Origin of the sequence: Microbulbifer agarilyticus (genome assembly GCF_020171345.1) — a bacterium.
In the GTDB taxonomy this organism is placed as follows: Bacteria; Pseudomonadota; Gammaproteobacteria; order Pseudomonadales; family Cellvibrionaceae; genus Microbulbifer; species Microbulbifer agarilyticus_D.
The window spans coordinates 188,905-207,177 of the sequence record NZ_JAIUZM010000004.1 but is presented as its reverse complement, the minus strand read 5'-3'; the positions used below and the strand labels follow the sequence as shown (position 1 = coordinate 207,177).

Genomic DNA, 18,273 nt, shown 5'->3' with positions numbered 1-18,273 from the left:
GCGGTTAAGAGGAGAAGAGATTTGGCACTGGTAAACAACGGAATAAAAGCGCTAGCACTCGTAATCCTGTGTGCAAGTAACGCGCTCGCCAGCGAGCAAAAAGACCTGAACACCCTGCTCGACCAATTCCTAGCAGGCGCATCCAATGACATCGAGGTACATAAGCGCTTCTGGGCCGACGACCTGATCTACACCAGCTCAAGTGGGCAGCGCTTCGGCAAGCAAAAAATTATTCAGGGGATGCGGGAAGCGGAAAACGAGACCGAGAAAGCGACCGCAAGTGTAGATTACCGAGCCGAAGATACCGACATTCGACTCTTCGGAGATACCGCGGTGATAGCCTTCCGGCTCGTGGCTGAACCGGGTTCCGTCGACGCCGGCGGCAAGCGAGCCGAGAAAACCGAGTTCTTCAACACCGGCACTTTCGTGAAACGGGATGGCAAGTGGCAGGCAGTGGCCTGGCAGGCAACGAAAATCCCACCGGCCACACCACCTTCAGGCGACTAGATCACCACAGCTACTCTGAAGCGTCCCGCACCCGGTACTCGGCGGAGCGGGCATGGGCATCCAACCCCTCTCCTTTTGCCAACGTCGCGGCAACCCGACCCAGGGTGTCTGCGCCTTGCGGGGAACAGAAGATAATCGAGCTGCGCTTCTGAAAATCGTAAACCCCCAAGGGGGAAGAGAAGCGCGCAGTCCCACTGGTAGGCAATACGTGATTGGGCCCGGCACAGTAGTCGCCGAGCGCTTCTGCGGTGTAACGACCAAGAAAAATTGCACCGGCGTGGCGGATTTTCGGCAGGTATTGCTCCGGCGCATCCACCGACACTTCGAGGTGCTCCGGTGCAATCCGGTTGGAAACTTCGATCGCCTGCTCGATATCCCGCACCAGAATCAATGCACCGCGATCCGCCAGTGAGCGACTCGCAATCTCCTCTCGGGGCAAATCTGCCAGTAATTTTTGCAGCGATTTTTCTACGGCACTCAGGAAGTCGGCATCCGGGCTCAGCAGTATCGACTGGGCCTGCTCGTCGTGCTCGGCCTGGGACAACAGGTCCATGGCAATCCAGTCCGGATCGGTTTCACCATCGCAGATCACCAGAATCTCCGAAGGCCCGGCGATCATATCGATGGCCACCTGGCCAAACACTGCGCGCTTGGCCGAAGCGACGAAAATATTGCCCGGGCCAACAATTTTATCGACCTTGGCCACCGTCGCAGTGCCATAGGCGAGCGCGGCAACTGCCTGGGCGCCACCAATGGTAAACACCTTGTCGACCCCAGCAATAGCCGCGGCGGCCAACACTAGATCACTGAGCTGGTTATCCGGTGCCGGCACCACCATCAATACTTCATCGACACCGGCAACCCGCGCGGGTATGGCATTCATCAATACTGACGAGGGATAACTCGCCTTACCACCGGGCACATAGATTCCCACCCGCTCCATAGCCGTAATCTGCTGGCCAAGCACCGTGCCATCGGCTTCCTGATACTGCCAGGACGCCTGTAGTTGGTGTTCGTGATAGGCCCGCACGCGCTCTGCTGCTGCCTCAAGCGCGGCACGTTTGTCAGCAGGGATGCGCGTGAGCGCCGCCTTTAAGTCTTCGCGCTGCAAACAAAAGTCTTGTGCCTGCTGCAACGCTCGGCGATCAAAACGATTGGTGTATTCAATCACCGCGACATCACCGCGGGACTTCACCTCGCGCAGGATATCGGCCACCGTCGATTCAACCTGTGTATCGGCTACCGACTCCCATGCCAGTAACGCATCGAGCTCACTGGAAAATTCTGCAGAGCCAGCATCCAGCCGGCGTATGGAAAAATCACTCATGGAGGACTACTCCCCACTCCGTGCACGCACCGCTTCAGCCAACTGCTCGATCAGCGCATTGATCGGACCATATTTCATTTTCATGGAGGCCTTGTTCACAATCAGGCGACTGCTGATGTCCGCGATTTCATCGCGCGCTTCCAGGCCATTCGCCTTCAAGGTGTTGCCGGTATCGACGATATCCACAATTTCGTCGGCGAGATCCATCAGCGGCGCCAACTCCATCGCACCGTACAGCTTGATGATATCGGCCTGACGCCCCTGCGCGGCGTAATACCGCTTTGCCGACTGCACGAACTTGGTAGCAACCTTGATACGCCCACTTGGCAGCGGAGCGCCTTTGATACCAGCCGTCATCAGACGGCAGCGCGCGATATCCAGATCAAGCGGCTCATAGATGTTGCTGTCGTCATGTTCCAGCAGGTTATCTTTACCGGCCACGCCCATATCGGCGGCGCCATGCTGCACATAGGTAGGTACGTCGGAGCCGCGAAGGATCAACAGACGGACATTTTCCTGATTAGTTGGGAAAATCAGCTTGCGGCTATTGGCAATATCTTCCGCTGGCTCCAAACCTGCGGCTGCGAGCAGCGGCAGGGTTTCCTTGAGAATACGCCCCTTGGTCAGGGCAATAGTGATCTGCATAGCATTTATGGTTGTTTATAGGCCCGTGATATCCGGGGCAGTGTGCGTAGGAATTGCCCCCAAAATCCCCGGGGAGCTTATCGACTCTTGCTTGGCCGCGCCAATACAAATCTAGAATAGCGCTAGAAGGAATCGGGCTCACACCCGACTCGTTAGTGAAGGATTAAGGATCAGCCTGGTACGCGACGAATATTCGCCCCAAGTTGTTGCAACTTTTCCTCAATGCACTCGTAGCCACGGTCGATATGGTAAATACGATCCACGACGGTTGTACCTTCAGCGACCATACCCGCAATAACCAGGCTGGCGGAAGCGCGCAGGTCAGAGGCCATCACCGGTGCACCTGTGAGCTTTTCCACACCGGTGACAATCGCGGTATTACCCTCCAGAATAATGTTCGCACCCATTCGATTGAGTTCGTGCACCTGGATCAAGCGATTCTCAAAAATCGTCTCCACCACGGTGCCCTTACCCTCCGCAACCGCGTTCATCGCGGTGAACTGAGACTGCATATCGGTGGGAAACGCGGGATAAGGCGCGGTACGAAAGCTCACCGCCTTGGGACGATTGCCCTTCATATCCAGCTCGATCCAATCGTCACCAATACTGAGATGCGCGCCGGCTTCCTCGAACTTGACCAGCACCGCATCCAAAACATCCGCGCGCGTGTGCGTGAGACGCACCTTACCGCGAGCCGCAGCGGCTGCCGCCAGGAAGGTGCCGGTTTCAATACGGTCCGGCATCACGGAGAAGGTGCATGGATTCAATCGCGCCACGCCATGCACACGAATGGTGTCGGTACCGGCGCCTTCAATTTGCGCCCCCATTGCCATCAGGAACTCGGCCAGGTCCACAATTTCAGGCTCGCGTGCTGCGTTATGCAGTACCGTGGTGCCTTCGGCCAATGCGGCCGCCATTAGCAGGTTCTCGGTGCCACCAACGGTCACCTTCTCCATCACGATATTGGCGCCTTTGAGGCGACCATTGCTACGCGCGCGAATAAAACCTTCATCAATGGTAATTTCTGCACCCATGGCCTCAAGGCCTTTCAGGTGAATATCCACGGGCCGACTGCCAATGGCACAACCTCCGGGGAAAGAGACATTCGCCACTCCGTGACGAGCCAGCAAGGGGCCTAGCACCAGAATGGATGCGCGCATGGTTTTCACCAGCTCATAGGGCGCGGTGAGCTCGTTCACTGAGCGCGGATCAATCTCCACACCCAGCCTCTCATCAATGGTGATTTCGGTCCCCATGCACCGCAACAGGGTGATCATGGTGGTGATATCGTTGAGGTGCGGCAAATTATGGATTTGCACGGGGCCGTCGGCTAGCAGCGCCGCAGCAAGAATCGGCAGAGCGGAATTCTTGGCTCCTGAAATTTTCAAGGTTCCGGAGATGGGGCTGCCCCCTTCGATAATCAGTTTATCCATGCGTTGTGGTTTCCCATTGCGATGCGAAAAATACCTGCATCACAAAAATTACAGTCCAGCCTCTTCGGGCGTAAGGGTTTTCATTTGCACCGCGTGCAGGGTGCCATCGGCAATTTTGTCAGACAGCGCCGCATACACCAGCTGCTGCTTTTTCAAACGACTGAGGCCGTCGAACGCATCACTGACCACGGTGAGCTGCAGGTGGCTACCTTCAAAGGCCACCTCTACGTTACTGCCGGGAATGTGCCCTTCGATCAGGGACTTGATTTGATCTGGCTGCATAGGAGGGAGTTACTATCGGATAACAAAGAGCGCGCAAGTGTACTGGAATAGCGCCCGGTGCGCAGCCGCGTTACCGCCACTGCACACCGCTGTATGAATTTGGTTCAGGGATCAGGGGTTGCCTGCAACCTTGTCCGCCGCAGACCAACCGGCAATCACCTTGTCGATATTGCCGTTGTTCGCCTGCATGGCCTGGGCAAACTGCCCACGGAAGGTCTTGCCCAGATTTACGCCGTTCAAGATTACATTGATCAGCTTCCACTGCCCGCTGCGATTGCGCACCAGGGTGTAGGAAACCTTGGTCAAACCTTCATTACTGCGCACTTCCTGCAGCACATTGACGCGGTTACCGCTGGGCGCGGTGCCCGGATTGACCACCTTTACGTCCAGGTCACCAAAGGTGGCAACGCCACGGGCGAAGGTTGCAACCAGGTCCCGACGGAAGGTACTGGCGAACTTGGCACGCTGTGCGGGCGTCGCCTTTTTCGCATGGTTACCCATCACCCCGCGAGCGATGAAATCGAAGTCCACCACCGGCGCGAGCACCCGATCAACGGCGGCGTAGTAACGCTGAGGGTTGGCGCTGAGATGCTGCCCCTCCGCGCGGATGGTATTTAAAAGCTGCCCGGAAACCCCCTCTATCAGGCTATAGGGGTTTTGAGCGGCCGCTGCGATGGGCGCCACCAGGCACAACAGCGCGGCAGAGATCCACAGACTCGCTTTGCGCACGACGCGCGCTACAGCAGAGCCGGAACGTTTTCCGGTGCTATCGGTAGAAATAAAGGTAGAAGTGAGTGCACTCACAGATCATCTCCCATTGGCAATTCGTCCCTTGGATACCCATAACGCCAAAAAGTGTCATGGGACGCCGAAAAATCACGCTGACTGACGCAAAAAGGCGGAATATGTATTCGCCCCAGCTCTACAGCTGACAATAGCGGCGGCAAACTATACCATGGCGGCCCCGCGGACAAGCGGCACTGGGTCACTTTGCCTGAAGGCGCCGCTTTTTGAGCCAATATTGATAGGTTAGCACTTTTGCCACCCAAGCAGACGGCTTCCGCAAAGCTACGCTAGAGACTGCCCCGAGACAGTGAGACAAACGATGGGTAAAGACCGGATTCTCCAGGCGGGACGCCGCACCATTACTATGGAGACCGCCGCTGTTGCGGCACTGGAAGCGCGTGTTGATGACAGCTTTCACCGCGCCTGTGAGCTTATGTTGGCCTGCAGCGGCCGAGTCATCGTGTCGGGCATGGGCAAATCCGGCCACATTGGTCGAAAAATCGCCGCCACCCTGGCGAGCACCGGTACGCCCAGCTTTTTTGTGCACCCTGGAGAAGCCAGCCACGGCGACCTGGGTATGATCACCCGCCACGACGTGGTGATCGCCATATCCAATTCCGGCTCGTCAGCGGAAGTACTCACCCTGCTCCCGCTCCTGAAGCGACTGGGTATTCCGCTGATCAGCATGACCGGCAAGGCAGACTCCCCACTGGCACAGTCCGCAGACGTCAATCTCGACATTGCCGTTGAGACGGAAGCCTGCCCACTGAATTTGGCGCCAACCTCTTCCACCACCGTTACCCTGGTGATGGGTGACGCACTGGCGGTGGCATTACTGGAGGCCCGCGGCTTTACCGCCGAAGATTTCGCTTTCTCCCATCCCGGCGGCGCGCTCGGCCGACAACTACTACTTAAAGTCGCCGATGTCATGCACGCCGGCGAAGAGCTTCCCCAGGTATCCCCGGAGACGCCACTGTCCAAAGCGCTCCTGGAAATGACCAGCAAGGGCTTTGGTATGACCACTGTTGTGGATAGTAACGGGCAGTTACTCGGGGTATTCACCGACGGTGACTTGCGCCGGGTCATCGACCAGAAGCTGGAACTGAATACCGCCACCATGGAACAGGTGATGAGCCGCCGCCCGAAGACGGTAAGCGCACACACGCTCGCCGCCGAAGCCCTGCGGATTATGGAAGACAACAAAATCACCGCGCTGGTGGTGGAAGACCCAGAACACCACCCGATCGGCCTGCTGCATATGCATGATGTTTTGCGCGCCGGTGTTATCTGACCATATTGAAGGACGATACTTTTGACCCACCCCACTTCCACCGCCAGCCACCAACGGATTCACGAAAAGCTGAGCAAGGTGCGCCACCTGATCCTGGACGTCGACGGCGTGCTCACCGACGGCCGCCTGTATTTCGACAACCAGGGCAACGAACAGAAGACCTTCCACACCCTGGACGGGCACGGTATTAAAATGCTGCAAAAATCGGGCGTGGCCGTGGCGATCATCACCGGTCGCCGCAGCTCCCTGGTGGAGAAGCGCGCGCATGATCTGGGCATCACCCGCCTGATCCAGGGCCGCGAGGACAAGTACACCGCGTTCCTGGAGCTGTTCGCCAATGAGCCCTACGATCTGGATAATATCGCCTACGTTGGCGACGATTACCCGGACCTGCAACTGATGACCCGAGTAGGCTGCCCGATTGCGGTCCCGGATGCCGCGCACCCGGTGCTGGAGCGCGCGCTGTTTGTCACCGAGCGCCGCGGTGGCATGGGTGCAGTGAGAGAGGTGTGCGACCGAATTATGCAGGCGCAGGGAACCTTTGAGGCCGCCCTCGCTCCTTATTTAGCAGACTGAAAAAGGAAGAAACAACGGAATGCGCACCTGGCTCCCCCTGGTGATCGTGGTGGCTCTCATCTCCGCTGGGCTCTGGTTTACCGAGAGCCCCCCGGAGCAGCTACTGGGCAAACGCCCCACGCAACAGGAACATAATCGCGCCGCGGACCTGATCATTCGCGATGCGCGTACACGCCACTACAACATCGATGGCAATCTCGCCTATGAAGTGGACGCCGAGCGCATTACCTTCTTTCGGTTTGCCCGCCGCGACCGCGCGGACCTCACCGAACCGCGCATGATGTTTTATCAGGGTGAAAACACAAAATGGCGCACCGAGTCGCGCAAAGGTATCGCTTTTAACAACGGCCAGAGAGTTGTATTGCAGGGAGACGTTTCCGTCGCCGAGCTGCCGCAACCGGGAATCACCCTGCGCACCCCAAAAATCATTCTTAAGCCCCGCGAGGAATTCGCCGAAACCGACAAAGTTGTTACCATTACCGATGGCGCCAACGTCACGACCGGCAAAGGCCTGCGGGCAGACCTCAAACAAGACAAGGTAGAGATACTCTCCAATGTGGAAAGTCGCTATGAAACTCGCTAATTCTCGCGGGCAAATCGCCGTACTCGCGCTCACCGCAGCCTGCGTACTGGCGGCCCCCCAAGCTCTCGCACTGCCCGACGATCGACAGCAGCCGGTCAAAGTCTCCGCCGACAACCTCGAGGCCAACCGCAGCAAAAACCTGTCTATCTACAGTGGCAACGTGGTGATAAGCCAGGGCTCACTACAGATTCGCGCAGACCGAGTGGAAGTGCACGGCAACAGCAAAGGCGAAATCAACAAGGTGGTCGCCACCGGCAAGCCCGCGCACTTCCAGCAGCAAGTGGAGGAAAGCACCAACCCGGTGAAGGCGCGCGCCCAGCGGATTGAATTCCTGGTGGCACGCGATGCCTTGCAGCTGACCGGTGAAGCCTTTGTCGATCGCGATGGCAACACTCTGTCTGCCGAGCGCATCGACTACGACCTCAATAGCGAGCAGATGCAGGCCCAGGGCCAGTCGGAAAAGAAGCGGGTCGAGATGATCTGGAAGCCGGAAGCCAAACCTGTACAGGATGGGCAATAACACCGCCTCTTACACCAACAAGATCATGCCCAACAAACTCAAGCAGCGCACTGCGCGCTGACAGTGGAATTAAGCAATGCCAACGCTCCAGGCGCTTCACCTCGCCAAGCAATACAAAAAGCGCAAAGTTGTTCAGGACGTGTCCGTGAGCGTATCCAGCGGACAGGTTGTAGGCTTGCTCGGCCCCAACGGCGCCGGCAAAACTACCTGCTTCTACATGATTGCGGGCCTGGTACAGGCCGATGCCGGCCAGGTAATGATCGATGATGAGGACATTACCGGCCTCTCCATGCACGGTCGCGCCCGCAAGGGTATTGGCTACCTGCCGCAGGAAGCCTCGGTATTCCGTCGTTTGTCGGTCCAAGACAACATCATGGCGATCCTGGAGACCCGCAAAGACCTCAATCGCGCACAGCGCAAAGAGCACCTCGAGTCATTGCTGGAAGAGTTCCACATCACACATATTCGCGAGAGCCTTGGCATGGCACTGTCCGGCGGCGAACGCCGCCGGGTAGAAATCGCCCGCGCGCTGGCGACCAACCCCGCTTTCGTACTGCTGGACGAACCCTTTGCCGGCGTTGACCCTATTTCCGTCGCCGATATCCAGCAAATCATTCGCCACCTGCGGGATCGCGACATTGGCGTCTTGATCACCGACCACAATGTGCGCGAGACCCTCGATATCTGTGAAATCGCCTACATCGTCAGCGAAGGCCACATCATCGCCTCGGGCAACCCCAGAGACGTCGCCGAAAACAAACGCGTGAAAGATGTGTACCTGGGTCACCAGTTCATAATTTGAGCATTTTTCGGAAAGGCTTTCCCAAAATACTCAAAAATAGAGATTTTTGTCACGGGTATTCCCCCCAACCCGGAAGGCGTGACTTTTTCGGCATACTTATTGCTTAACTTACCCCTTGTCTTCCTACCCGCCCCGGGGTAGTCTGCAGGAAATGAGCCTTATCCCGCCGCCAAAGGAATAAAATTCTTTGCGACGGGTCATCGCCAGATTTTTCTGCCGGCACCCCCCTATGAAGCAGTCACTCCAGTTAAAACTCGGCACTCAGCTGACAATGACCCCTCAGCTGCAGCAGGCTATTCGCTTGCTGCAACTGTCGACGCTTGATCTGCAACAGGAAATTCAATCCGCACTGGACAGCAACCCGCTACTCGAGTCGGATTTTGACGAGCACGCCGGCGAGTCCCACCAAGACCAGAACACCCCGGCAAAGCAAGCCGAAGAGCGCACCGAGAGCACGCCGGAGCCGCAGGCAGAATCCACCGCCGATGGCGAATGGAGCAACGACATTCCCGACGATTTGCCGGTAGATACCCGCTGGGATGATATTTACTCCGGTGGCACCAGCAGCGGTGCGGGGGAAACGGAAGAGTACGCACTGGAGCAGCGCAACGCGGTCTCGGAAAGCCTGCAGGACCACCTGGTATGGCAGCTGAACCTCACCCCACTCACCGACTCAGACAAGCAGATCGGTGAAGCGCTCATCGACGCTATCGCCCCGAATGGTTTTCTCGACACGAGCGTGGAAGAACTGGCGGAATCCCTTGAAGTGGATGCCGATGAAGTGACCGCGGTCCTCAAGACAATCCAGCAGCTCGAACCCGTTGGTTGTGGTGCCCGCGACCTGCGTGAAAGCCTGATCCTGCAGTTACGCCAATTGCCCGAGGAGACCCCCTGGCTGGCACAGGCGCTGACCGTGGTCGGTCAGCACCTCGACCTGCTGGGCAAGCGCGATTTTCGCCAGCTAAGTCGGCGCACCCGACTCAATGAGTCGCAGCTCGGCGAGGTCATGCGCTTGATTCAGACGCTCACCCCCTATCCCGGTGAAGCCTTTGGTGGCGAGGAGCCACAGTATGTGATCCCGGATGTCATCGTCACCCGCAAGCAGGATCGTTGGGTCGTGGAGCTAAACCCGGAAACCACCCCCAAGCTGCGCATCAACGACACCTACGCTGCACTGATCAAGCGGGCGGATAACTCCAGTGAAAACAATTACCTGCGGGACAACCTGCAAGAGGCTCGCTGGTTCCTGAAGAGCCTGCAAAGCCGCCACGAGACACTGCTCAAGGTGGCCAGCAGCATCGTGGAAAAACAACAGGGCTTCTTCGAGCAGGGTCCCGAAGCCATGAAACCCATGGTACTGGCGAATATTGCCGAGACCATCGGCATGCACGAGTCCACCATCTCGCGGGTGACCACCCAGAAGTACATGCTCACCCCGCGCGGCGTGTTCGAGCTCAAGTACTTCTTCTCCAGCCACGTGAGCACCGACTCCGGTGAGGACGCCTCCTCCACCGCCATTCGCGCGCTGATTCGCAAGCTGATTGATGGCGAGCAGCCACGCAAGCCACTATCCGACAATAAAATCACCCAGGAACTGGACTCTCAGGGCATCAAAGTCGCGCGGCGCACTGTGGCCAAGTACCGCGAATCCATGGGCATCCCCTCTTCCAGTGAGCGCAAGCGACTGGTCTAACCAAATCGGTCACCTTCTAGCGGAAACCCGCCTCGCATACCGGCTACTTCGAGTCCTGAAAGCAGTATTCCGCACAACCAATAGCCCTCCAGCGAGTGTATCCTTCCATTCTGACGCACTTCCTAGTAGGGTTGCCGCCCTGTGCGGGGGTGCGACAGGATTCGTGTTGTACCCAATAAGGAGAAATCCATGCAGATCAATATTAGTGGTCACCATGTAGAAGTTACTCCGGCCATTCGCGATTACTGCCTGACCAAACTGGACAAGCTCTCCCGCCACAATGACCTCGTCAACAATGCACAGGTCACCCTGTCTGTCGACAAACTCACTCAGAAAGCCGAGGCCCTGGTGCATGTAACCGGCAACAAGGATATTTTTGCCGACTCGGAATCTGACGACATGTATGCAGCGATCGATTCGCTCACGGACAAACTCGACCGACAGCTGCTGAAACATAAAGAGAAGTTACGCAGTCACCGCTAGTCTCAGTACCCAAAGTACCCAAGGGCAACGGCTGACCTGCACCGCTAGATCATCTGTACGTTATGACATTGGAAGCATTACTCTCTCCCCGCCTGAGCCTTTGCCACCTCGCGGGGAGTAGCAAGAAGAAGCTGCTGCTCAATATCGCCCAGGCGATCTCTGAACAGTTCCCCGAGCTGGATGCCGACACGGTATTCAGCCAGCTGGTCGCCCGTGAACGGCTGGGCTCCACCGGCATCGGTGAAGGGGTTGCTATCCCCCACTGCCGCCTGCCCGGCTGCGAGAAGCCGATTGGCGTGCTGTGCACCACCTCCCCTGCGGTAGATTTTGATGCCATCGACCGGCAGCCTGTTGACCTGCTGTTTGCGCTACTCGTCCCCGAAGACTCCGAGCAGGAACACCTCGATACCCTGGCGGAGATTGCCGCCCTGTTCAGCGACAGCCGGGTGCGGGAAAAACTGCGCGACGCCACCACCAGCGACGAACTCTACGCGCTGGCCATTAACAGCGCTGCAGCGGCATAAATTTCCACCCCGCTACCCGGGGTGACTGCTTTATACTGGCACGGTTCGCCACCGCTACACCAAAACCGGTGCCAGCCAACCAGCAAGGAGCGCGACAGCAATGCGATTGGTCATTATCAGCGGCCGTTCGGGTTCAGGAAAAAGTTCTGCCCTACAGCTGCTGGAAGACGTTGGCTTCAACTGTATCGATAACCTTCCCACCAGCCTGGTGCCGGACCTGCTGCGCCGCGTTAGCCAGCAGCCGCCGGAGGAAAACACCCAGCTGGCACTGGGTATTGATGCGCGCACCCTCTGGCAGGATGTGGCCCAGGCCCCGAAGATCATTGACGATCTGCGCGCAAATGGCGTGGACTGCGACGTGGTTTATCTGGACGCACGCTCGCCGGTGCTGGTACAGCGCTTTAGTGAGACTCGCCGCAAGCATCCACTGAGCGACAGCCATACCCATCTGCTGGAAGCACTCAATCGCGAGAAAGAGATCCTCGCGCCGCTCGCTTCCATGGCCGACCTGGTGATCGATACCAGTAATCTCAGCCTGCACCAGCTAAGAGACCAGATTAAGACCCGCGTGGTGGGTAAGGACTCACCGGGCATGGCGGTACTGTTCCAGTCCTTCGGTTTCAAGCACGGGGTACCCGTGGATGCGGACCTGGTGTTTGACCTGCGCTGCCTGCCCAACCCCTACTGGGTACCCGAGTTGCGCGAGAAGACCGGCAAGGACCCGGAGGTCGCCGAGTTTCTGTGCTCACATCAGGAAACCGAGGATATGCAGCGGGATATCACCGCGTATCTGGAGCGCTGGCTGCCCTCCTACCAGCAGAGCAACCGCAGTTATACCTCCGTCTCGATCGGTTGCACCGGCGGTAGGCACCGCTCCGTGTATATGGTGGAAGCTCTCGCCAAGCATTTCGCCGAGACCTTTGAAAACATCCAGGTACGCCACCGGGAACAAGAAAAAAAGCGGGGCTGACGCCCGCAGGGAATGCCTCACTACCCGCACCGATAACCAGAAGAACAGCGCCCATGCAAAAAAGCCGGATCACCATCATCAACAAGCTTGGACTGCACGCCCGTGCCGCCAGCAAGTTTGCCCAAACCAGCGCCCGTTTTTCCTCTGAGGTGAAGGTGCACTGTCAGGGCAAGGCGGTGGATGGCAAGAGTGTGATGGCGCTAATGTTGCTGGCCGCTGGCAAGGGCATCGAACTGGAACTGGAAGTCATCGGCTGCGACGAAGACGCCGCACACGAAGCCATTTGTGCACTGATCAATGACCGCTTCGGTGAGGGTGAGTAAGCGTTCAGCCTAACCGGCTTATACGTCGCCATACACGGCACTCACCCAATACCACCAGCAAGCAGGAAACAACGTGGTTAATCCCGCCACCAATACCGACTTTACCTTCCGCGCGCAAAAGCAGCTCGGCGAGCTGTATGCGGCGCTGGATAGCGGCACCGGCCGGGAAGTACAGCAGATGCTGGCATCCCTGTCGCCGCAGAGTATTGCCCAGCTGTTGGAAAGTTCACCCCCACACATCCGCCAGGTCCTGTGGAAACTCATCGATCAGGACGTGGAAGGGGAAGTCCTGCAAGAGCTCCCCGACGAAGTGCAAAGCCAGATCCTCTCCACCATGGATACCAAGGAAATGGTAACCATCATGGAGGGGCTGAATGCGGATGACGTCGCCGATATCCTGCAGCAGCTGCCGGAGCGGGTGATGGCGGAGGTGCTCTCGGCAATGAGCGAGAGCGATCGCAAGCGCGTGGAAAGCGTCCTCGCCTACGATGAGGAAACGGCCGGCGGCCTGATGGACACCGAGATCGTGTCCGTGCGCCCCAACCTCACCCTGGACGTGGTTTTACGCTACCTGCGCCGGCACGACCAATTGCCCGAGTCCACCGACAACCTGTTTGTGGTGACCCGCAAAGACCGATTTATCGGCCTGCTGCCACTAACCAAGCTGTTAACCACCGATCCGTCCGTCACCGTGCGCGAAATTATGGTGACCGATGTGGACCCGATCCCCGCCGATATGCCCGACGATGAAGTGGCGCGGCTGTTTACCAAATACGATTGGGTAACCGCGCCGGTGGTGGATGAGCACAAGCGCCTGCTCGGGCGCATCACCATCGATGACGTGGTAGATGTGATCCGCGAAGATGCGGACCACTCACTGATGAGCCTTGCCGGTCTCGACGAAGAAGAAGACACCTTCGCCACCGTCGCACGCACCGCTCCTCGCCGCGCCATCTGGCTCGGGGTCAACCTGCTCACTGCACTGCTGGCGTCCTGGGTTATCAACCTGTTCCAGGGCACCATCGACAAGGTGGTTGCACTGGCGGTATTAATGCCTATTGTCGCCAGCATGGGCGGTGTTGCCGGCAGCCAGACGCTCACGGTGGTGATCCGCGGCATGGCCCTCGGCCAGATAGGCAAAAGCAACCTGGGCTGGCTATTGTCTAGGGAGCTGGCCAGCGGGGCGCTGAATGCCATCTTGTGGTCCGCGGTCCTCGGTGCCATCACCGCGCTGTGGTTTGGGGATCATCGCATTGCCTGGATTATTATTGCGGCCATGGTCATCAACCTGATTACCGCCGCTCTCGCCGGCGCCATCTTGCCGGTGACGCTCCGCGCCATGCGCATCGACCCGGCGCTGGCCGGTGGCGTGGCACTGACCACGGTGACCGATGTGGTAGGATTCATGTCCTTCCTCGGTCTCGCTACCTTGTATTTCGCCTGATGCCGCTCCTGCCGTGGAGCGCCAAATTTCTTGAGATGTTTTATGCACAATTCCGACGACTTTGACTCACACGATGAATTTGACGAGGACCTGCCGAAGAGCAAGACCCAGCTCAAACAGGAAATGCATGAACTCCAGGCACTGGGCAAGCAGTTAACCGAGTTGAGCGCGGCCAAGCTCGCGGAAGTACCGATGGATGCCGAGCTCACAGACGCCATCGAAACCATGCACCGCATCAAGTCCCGCGAAGCGCGGCGCCGGCAACTGCAGTTTATTGGCAAACTGATGCGCAATGCCGATGTAGAGGCGATACAGGCTGTACTGAACAAGCACAAGGAGCAGGATCACCAACACCTGCGCTTTGACCGCATGGCGGAAGATTGGCGCCAGCGACTGCTGGAGCAAGGAAAGGAAGCACAGAGTGCCTTCTTCGACGCCTACCCCGGTGTCGACCACCAGCAATTACGCGCCCTGATTCGCGAATCGAACAAGGAAATTGCCAATAAAAAGGCGCCCACCAATCAGCGTAAGCTGTTTCGCTACCTGCGCGATTTCTTTATGCAGAACGGCTAACAGCCGATAACTCTCCAGCGCTCATCGATCGGGCGCACTTATCCACATTTCCGCACGCGGGCCCCGTGCCCGCAATCACCAGGGCCTTACCAGTACACTCGATAACTCCTGGGCAACGATTTCAATCACCCGCGGATTTTGTGGCACCCAGCGGTGCAGACTGACCGGCACCTGGTAGGTTTTCCCCAGCGGCAGACGGGAGCTGGTGTAAGGCACGATGGTGGTATCGTAGGGCGTCCAGATAGAGACGGGCGCGGTGCACTCCAGTAAGCCCGAATCGCTGTTGAGGTCACCCAGGAAATCGCTGCCGATGCGCAACTGACGCCCGCCCTTATACGGCAAGAGGTGCGCCCAGGCACTGCCAAAATGCGGGCTGGAGAGGGAAATAAACTTGTGCACCCGGTCCGCACCACCGAGGCGCTGAAGATAATAGCGCGCGACTATTCCCCCCATACTGAACCCCACCAGCGCGCAGGTCTCCCCCTGCCGGGTTACCTGCTCCACCAAATCGTGTAGCTGCTGGGCCATGGGTTCCATTCCGTGCCAGCCACTGTTGGTTTTGAGCTTGATATTGTGCGCGGTGAACCCCGCCAGGCTCAGGGCGTGCTGCATCCTGAGCATCGAATTGCCCCGGTCAAAGATGCCCGGAATCAGTATCGCTACGCGACTTTTTCGCACTTCCACACCATCCACAGGTCAGCCAGCTTACCGCTGCGTATCCCATAAGGTTAGAAGGGTGGTGCGGTGAACGAAAACAATTCGGGCCCGGGGATTCACATCCACGGGCCCGAAATTCAAGCGATCAACGGTTACCGGCAAGCGCTGTCAGCCAGCACAGGCCTCAGCCACCGGCAGCGGCTTTCCCGGCGAAGATTCCCCCGCAGGCTTTGGCAGCGGCTTGAACAGCACCAACAGCAGCGGCAACAGGGTCAGGGAGCCCAGCAGCGCCGCGGACATCGCCAGTGCGGTCAGCAGGCCAAAGTAAATGGATGGCACAAACTTCGACAGGGCCAAAATCGAGAAACCGGCAATGATGGTAATGGCGGTATAGAACATGGCCCGGCCAATGGTGGCGTGGCTGCGATGCATGGTCGCCACGTAATCACCGTCTTTGGCAAACTCCTCGCGGAAGCGGTACAGGTAGTGGATCGCATGGTCCACGCCAATACCCACGGTAATGGCCGCAATGGTAATGGTCATCATATCCAGCGGGATATTCGCCAGCCCCATGCCACCGAGCACCACACAGGCGGCGAGCATATTGGGCACCAGCGCAATCACCGCCAAAGACAGAGAACGGAACAACACCAGGAACATCAGCAGAATGCCGGCAAACACCGCACCCAAGGTGAGGATCTGCGACTTAAACAGGCTCTGCAGCATGTTGTTGTAGAGCACCAGCATACCAGTCTGACGCACATTCTCCGGGGCCAACCCCATTTCATCTTCGGCGAATGTGTAAATGCGCTGAATCAATTCATCCCGGCTCAGGTTGGGGTCCGTCTCCATTACCCGCATGGTAATCCGGGCCTGCTGTTCCTGCGGGGACCAGTAAGGATTGACCAGAACCTGGTTGATCTCTTCCGGCAACGTCTGGCGGGCTACCGCCAGCTCAAAATCATTCAGGCCGCCGTCGTTCAGATCCTGCGCCACCTTGTACAGGGTCGCGAGCGACTGCACCTTGCCAATTTCCGGCTGCGCTTCGAGGAAGTCGTGCAGTTGCTCGATCTGGTTTAAACCGGCAACGGTAAACCAGTAGGCGTCCGGCGCCACTGCCTCACCTTCGCTGGCAAAGGGGTCGTCCGCAGCGAATGGATCCTCGCTGGCAAATGGGTCTTCTGCGGCAAACGGATCGCCGCCAGCTTCACCACCGGCTGATTCATCCCCGGCGAACTCGTCCCCAGCCAACTCTTCTCCACCGAAGTCGCTGCCAAAGGGATCTTCCTCACCCTCGAATGCGGGCGCGGAATCTTCGGGTTTATTCAACACGATATCCAGATTGATGGTACCGCCGAGACGCTGGTCGATCACCAGCATTCCCTGATGGATTTCCGTCGAATCATCGAAGTAATCGATAAACCGGTTTTCCACTTTCAGGCGGGAAATACCCACAGCGCTAATAATCGCTGCCAGCACGGCAACCCCCAACACTACCCCCTTGTGGTGCTCCGCGAAGCGGGAAAACACCTGGGTAAACGCGTGTGAATTGTCTTTGCCCAAAGCACCGTCCTGCTTTTTCAGCAGCATCAGGCTGGCGGGGATGATCAGGAAGGACAGCACCAGTGCCAGGGTCACACCAATGGTCATCATCCAGCCAAAATCAATCACCGGACGAATACCACTCACCACCAGCGAGATAAACGCAACCATGGTGGTCAGCCCAGTATACAGGCACGGCTTGGCCATAAACGCGACCGTGGCCGAGGCCAGCTGGAAGCGATCCCACTCCGGGTACTCGGCAAAATATTCCCGGTAGCGCACCGCCAGATGAATGGTAATTGCCAGCGTGATGATCAACAGCAGGGCGACAAAGTTGGCGGAAATCACGGTCATCCGCCAATCGAGCCAGGACAGCAGTCCCAGCATCGCCACGGCGGTGGTGACACAGGTAATCAGCGGCAGGATGACCCAGCGCGGCTGACGGAAAATGAGCAGCAGGGTCACCACGATAAAAATCAGAATACCCGCGCCGAACACCATCAGGTCGCTCTGGATAAACGCGATCATATCCGAGGTGATCATGGTGAGGCCGCCGAGGAACAGCTCCGCCTGATCATCGTAGTGTGTGAGGATGTCGCGCACTTCCCGCACCCGCTCGCGCGCTTGCACCTCCTGTGCGGTGCGGTGTTTCAGGTAGTCCGCGGTAACCACTTCCAGGCGCTCGGCCTGCTCCGGGTTCAGGCCTTCGCTGTTGCGCAGTCGACGCAGCGCATCGCGCTCGCGCACCAGGTCCAGGCCCTCCTTATCAAGCTCCAGATTGAGCATCATGGCGGTGGTCTCACCATCGGGGCTCAAAATCAGCTCTTTATAAATGGGGCTTTCGAGAAACTCGGTGCGCACCATATCGCGCTCGACACCCGGACTAGACAGGGTGCGGATACCATCGGCAACTTCGGAAATGGGCAGCTTGGGGCTATACAGCAGGGGCACATTCAGAATGGACTGTACCGTGGTAACACCCTGCACCATGGTCAATTCGTCCTGCAGACGCCGCATGGTTGCGAGGGACTCATCACTAAACAGATCCCCGCCCTTGTAGCGATAGGTAACGACAAGGAAGTCGCCGGAGTTATAGCGCTCGGAAATCTCGCGGAAGAAATCCAGCGAGTCATCGGTTTCCAGGGTCAGGGAGTCCGCAGAGGCATCCAGTTTGAAGCGCGGCAAACCCGCAGCAGCGGCGATGGTGAGCAATGCCACCAGCGCAAGCACGGTTTTCGGGTGTCCGAGGACCAATTTTTCGTACCAGGTCTTTAAGCCCAACAACATAATTCATTCGCTTTTTTAATCGACG

Annotated in this window: 20 protein-coding genes; 13 read left to right on the top strand and 7 right to left on the bottom strand. The window is 58.0% G+C overall.

The features are described 5' to 3' along the window. Positions 1 to 21 precede the first annotated feature (21 nt). Positions 22 to 507 carry a nuclear transport factor 2 family protein gene (locus LCM31_RS13705; RefSeq protein WP_224870982.1) on the top strand — a complete coding sequence of 162 codons (486 nt, stop codon included), beginning with the start codon at positions 22 to 24 and terminating at the stop codon, positions 505 to 507. A 10-nt stretch (positions 508 to 517) separates the two neighbouring features. Here the strand turns inward: LCM31_RS13705 and hisD are convergent, their stop codons facing one another. From hisD to LCM31_RS13680, 5 genes are all read right to left on the bottom strand, one after another. After that, entirely contained in the window at positions 518 to 1,834 is a 1,317-nt protein-coding gene (gene hisD / locus LCM31_RS13700; protein WP_224870980.1) for a histidinol dehydrogenase, read from the bottom strand. Between the two features lie 6 nt (positions 1,835 to 1,840). After that, positions 1,841 to 2,479, bottom strand: a complete 639-nt coding sequence (hisG, locus tag LCM31_RS13695; protein ID WP_224870978.1) for an ATP phosphoribosyltransferase — start codon at positions 2,477 to 2,479, stop codon at positions 1,841 to 1,843. Positions 2,480 to 2,649: 170 nt separating this feature from the next. After that, entirely contained in the window at positions 2,650 to 3,912 is a 1,263-nt protein-coding gene (gene murA / locus LCM31_RS13690; protein ID WP_224870976.1) for a UDP-N-acetylglucosamine 1-carboxyvinyltransferase, read from the bottom strand. 48 nt (positions 3,913 to 3,960) lie between these two features. Continuing rightward, entirely contained in the window at positions 3,961 to 4,194 is a 234-nt protein-coding gene (locus LCM31_RS13685; protein WP_077405969.1) for a BolA family protein, read from the bottom strand. Between the two features lie 111 nt (positions 4,195 to 4,305). Further along, on the bottom strand, positions 4,306 to 4,998 hold the full coding sequence (locus LCM31_RS13680) for an MlaC/ttg2D family ABC transporter substrate-binding protein (RefSeq protein ID WP_224870974.1): 693 nt from the start codon (positions 4,996 to 4,998) through the stop codon (positions 4,306 to 4,308). A 301-nt stretch (positions 4,999 to 5,299) separates the two neighbouring features. Between LCM31_RS13680 and LCM31_RS13675 the strand changes: the two genes are divergently transcribed. The 12 genes from LCM31_RS13675 to yjgA all read left to right on the top strand — a co-directional run bounded on the left by LCM31_RS13675 (position 5,300) and on the right by yjgA (position 14,762). Further along, a complete protein-coding gene (locus tag LCM31_RS13675; RefSeq protein WP_224870972.1) occupies positions 5,300 to 6,271 on the top strand; it encodes a KpsF/GutQ family sugar-phosphate isomerase in 972 nt (323 codons plus the stop codon). A gap of 21 nt (positions 6,272 to 6,292) precedes the next feature. Further along, positions 6,293 to 6,847: a KdsC family phosphatase gene (locus LCM31_RS13670; RefSeq protein WP_224870970.1), complete on the top strand. Its 555-nt coding sequence runs from the start codon at positions 6,293 to 6,295 to the stop codon at positions 6,845 to 6,847. A 19-nt stretch (positions 6,848 to 6,866) separates the two neighbouring features. Next, entirely contained in the window at positions 6,867 to 7,430 is a 564-nt protein-coding gene (gene lptC / locus LCM31_RS13665; protein WP_224870968.1) for an LPS export ABC transporter periplasmic protein LptC, read from the top strand. Beyond that, positions 7,417 to 7,950 (top strand): lipopolysaccharide transport periplasmic protein LptA, encoded by a 534-nt coding sequence (gene lptA, locus LCM31_RS13660; protein ID WP_224870966.1) that lies wholly within the window; start codon positions 7,417 to 7,419, stop codon positions 7,948 to 7,950. The genes lptC and lptA overlap by 14 nt, the downstream gene beginning before the upstream one ends. Positions 7,951 to 8,026: 76 nt before the next feature. Then, positions 8,027 to 8,752 carry an LPS export ABC transporter ATP-binding protein gene (gene lptB, locus LCM31_RS13655; RefSeq protein ID WP_224870964.1) on the top strand — a complete coding sequence of 242 codons (726 nt, stop codon included), beginning with the start codon at positions 8,027 to 8,029 and terminating at the stop codon, positions 8,750 to 8,752. Positions 8,753 to 8,981: 229 nt separating this feature from the next. After that, positions 8,982 to 10,445 carry an RNA polymerase factor sigma-54 gene (locus tag LCM31_RS13650; protein WP_224870962.1) on the top strand — a complete coding sequence of 488 codons (1,464 nt, stop codon included), beginning with the start codon at positions 8,982 to 8,984 and terminating at the stop codon, positions 10,443 to 10,445. A gap of 189 nt (positions 10,446 to 10,634) precedes the next feature. Continuing rightward, positions 10,635 to 10,928 carry a ribosome hibernation-promoting factor, HPF/YfiA family gene (gene hpf, locus LCM31_RS13645; RefSeq protein ID WP_224870960.1) on the top strand — a complete coding sequence of 98 codons (294 nt, stop codon included), beginning with the start codon at positions 10,635 to 10,637 and terminating at the stop codon, positions 10,926 to 10,928. Between the two features lie 62 nt (positions 10,929 to 10,990). Continuing rightward, a complete protein-coding gene (ptsN, locus tag LCM31_RS13640) occupies positions 10,991 to 11,452 on the top strand; it encodes a PTS IIA-like nitrogen regulatory protein PtsN (protein ID WP_029249935.1) in 462 nt (153 codons plus the stop codon). 100 nt (positions 11,453 to 11,552) lie between these two features. Further along, complete coding sequence (gene rapZ, locus LCM31_RS13635; RefSeq protein ID WP_224870958.1) at positions 11,553 to 12,422, top strand: RNase adapter RapZ; 870 nt, start codon at positions 11,553 to 11,555, stop codon at positions 12,420 to 12,422. Positions 12,423 to 12,475: 53 nt separating this feature from the next. Beyond that, positions 12,476 to 12,745, top strand: a complete 270-nt coding sequence (locus tag LCM31_RS13630) for an HPr family phosphocarrier protein (RefSeq protein WP_224870956.1) — start codon at positions 12,476 to 12,478, stop codon at positions 12,743 to 12,745. A gap of 73 nt (positions 12,746 to 12,818) precedes the next feature. After that, a complete protein-coding gene (gene mgtE / locus LCM31_RS13625) occupies positions 12,819 to 14,189 on the top strand; it encodes a magnesium transporter (RefSeq protein WP_224870954.1) in 1,371 nt (456 codons plus the stop codon). A 42-nt stretch (positions 14,190 to 14,231) separates the two neighbouring features. Further along, the gene (yjgA, locus tag LCM31_RS13620) at positions 14,232 to 14,762 is read left to right on the top strand and encodes a ribosome biogenesis factor YjgA (protein WP_224870952.1); all 531 of its coding nucleotides are present in this window, start codon (positions 14,232 to 14,234) and stop codon (positions 14,760 to 14,762) included. Between the two features lie 75 nt (positions 14,763 to 14,837). Here the strand turns inward: yjgA and LCM31_RS13615 are convergent, their stop codons facing one another. Together LCM31_RS13615 and LCM31_RS13610 are read right to left on the bottom strand one after the other, a co-directional pair. Further along, on the bottom strand, positions 14,838 to 15,440 hold the full coding sequence (locus LCM31_RS13615; RefSeq protein WP_224870950.1) for a lipase family alpha/beta hydrolase: 603 nt from the start codon (positions 15,438 to 15,440) through the stop codon (positions 14,838 to 14,840). Positions 15,441 to 15,587: 147 nt separating this feature from the next. After that, positions 15,588 to 18,248: an efflux RND transporter permease subunit gene (locus LCM31_RS13610; RefSeq protein WP_224870948.1), complete on the bottom strand. Its 2,661-nt coding sequence runs from the start codon at positions 18,246 to 18,248 to the stop codon at positions 15,588 to 15,590. Positions 18,249 to 18,273: the final 25 nt, after the last annotated feature.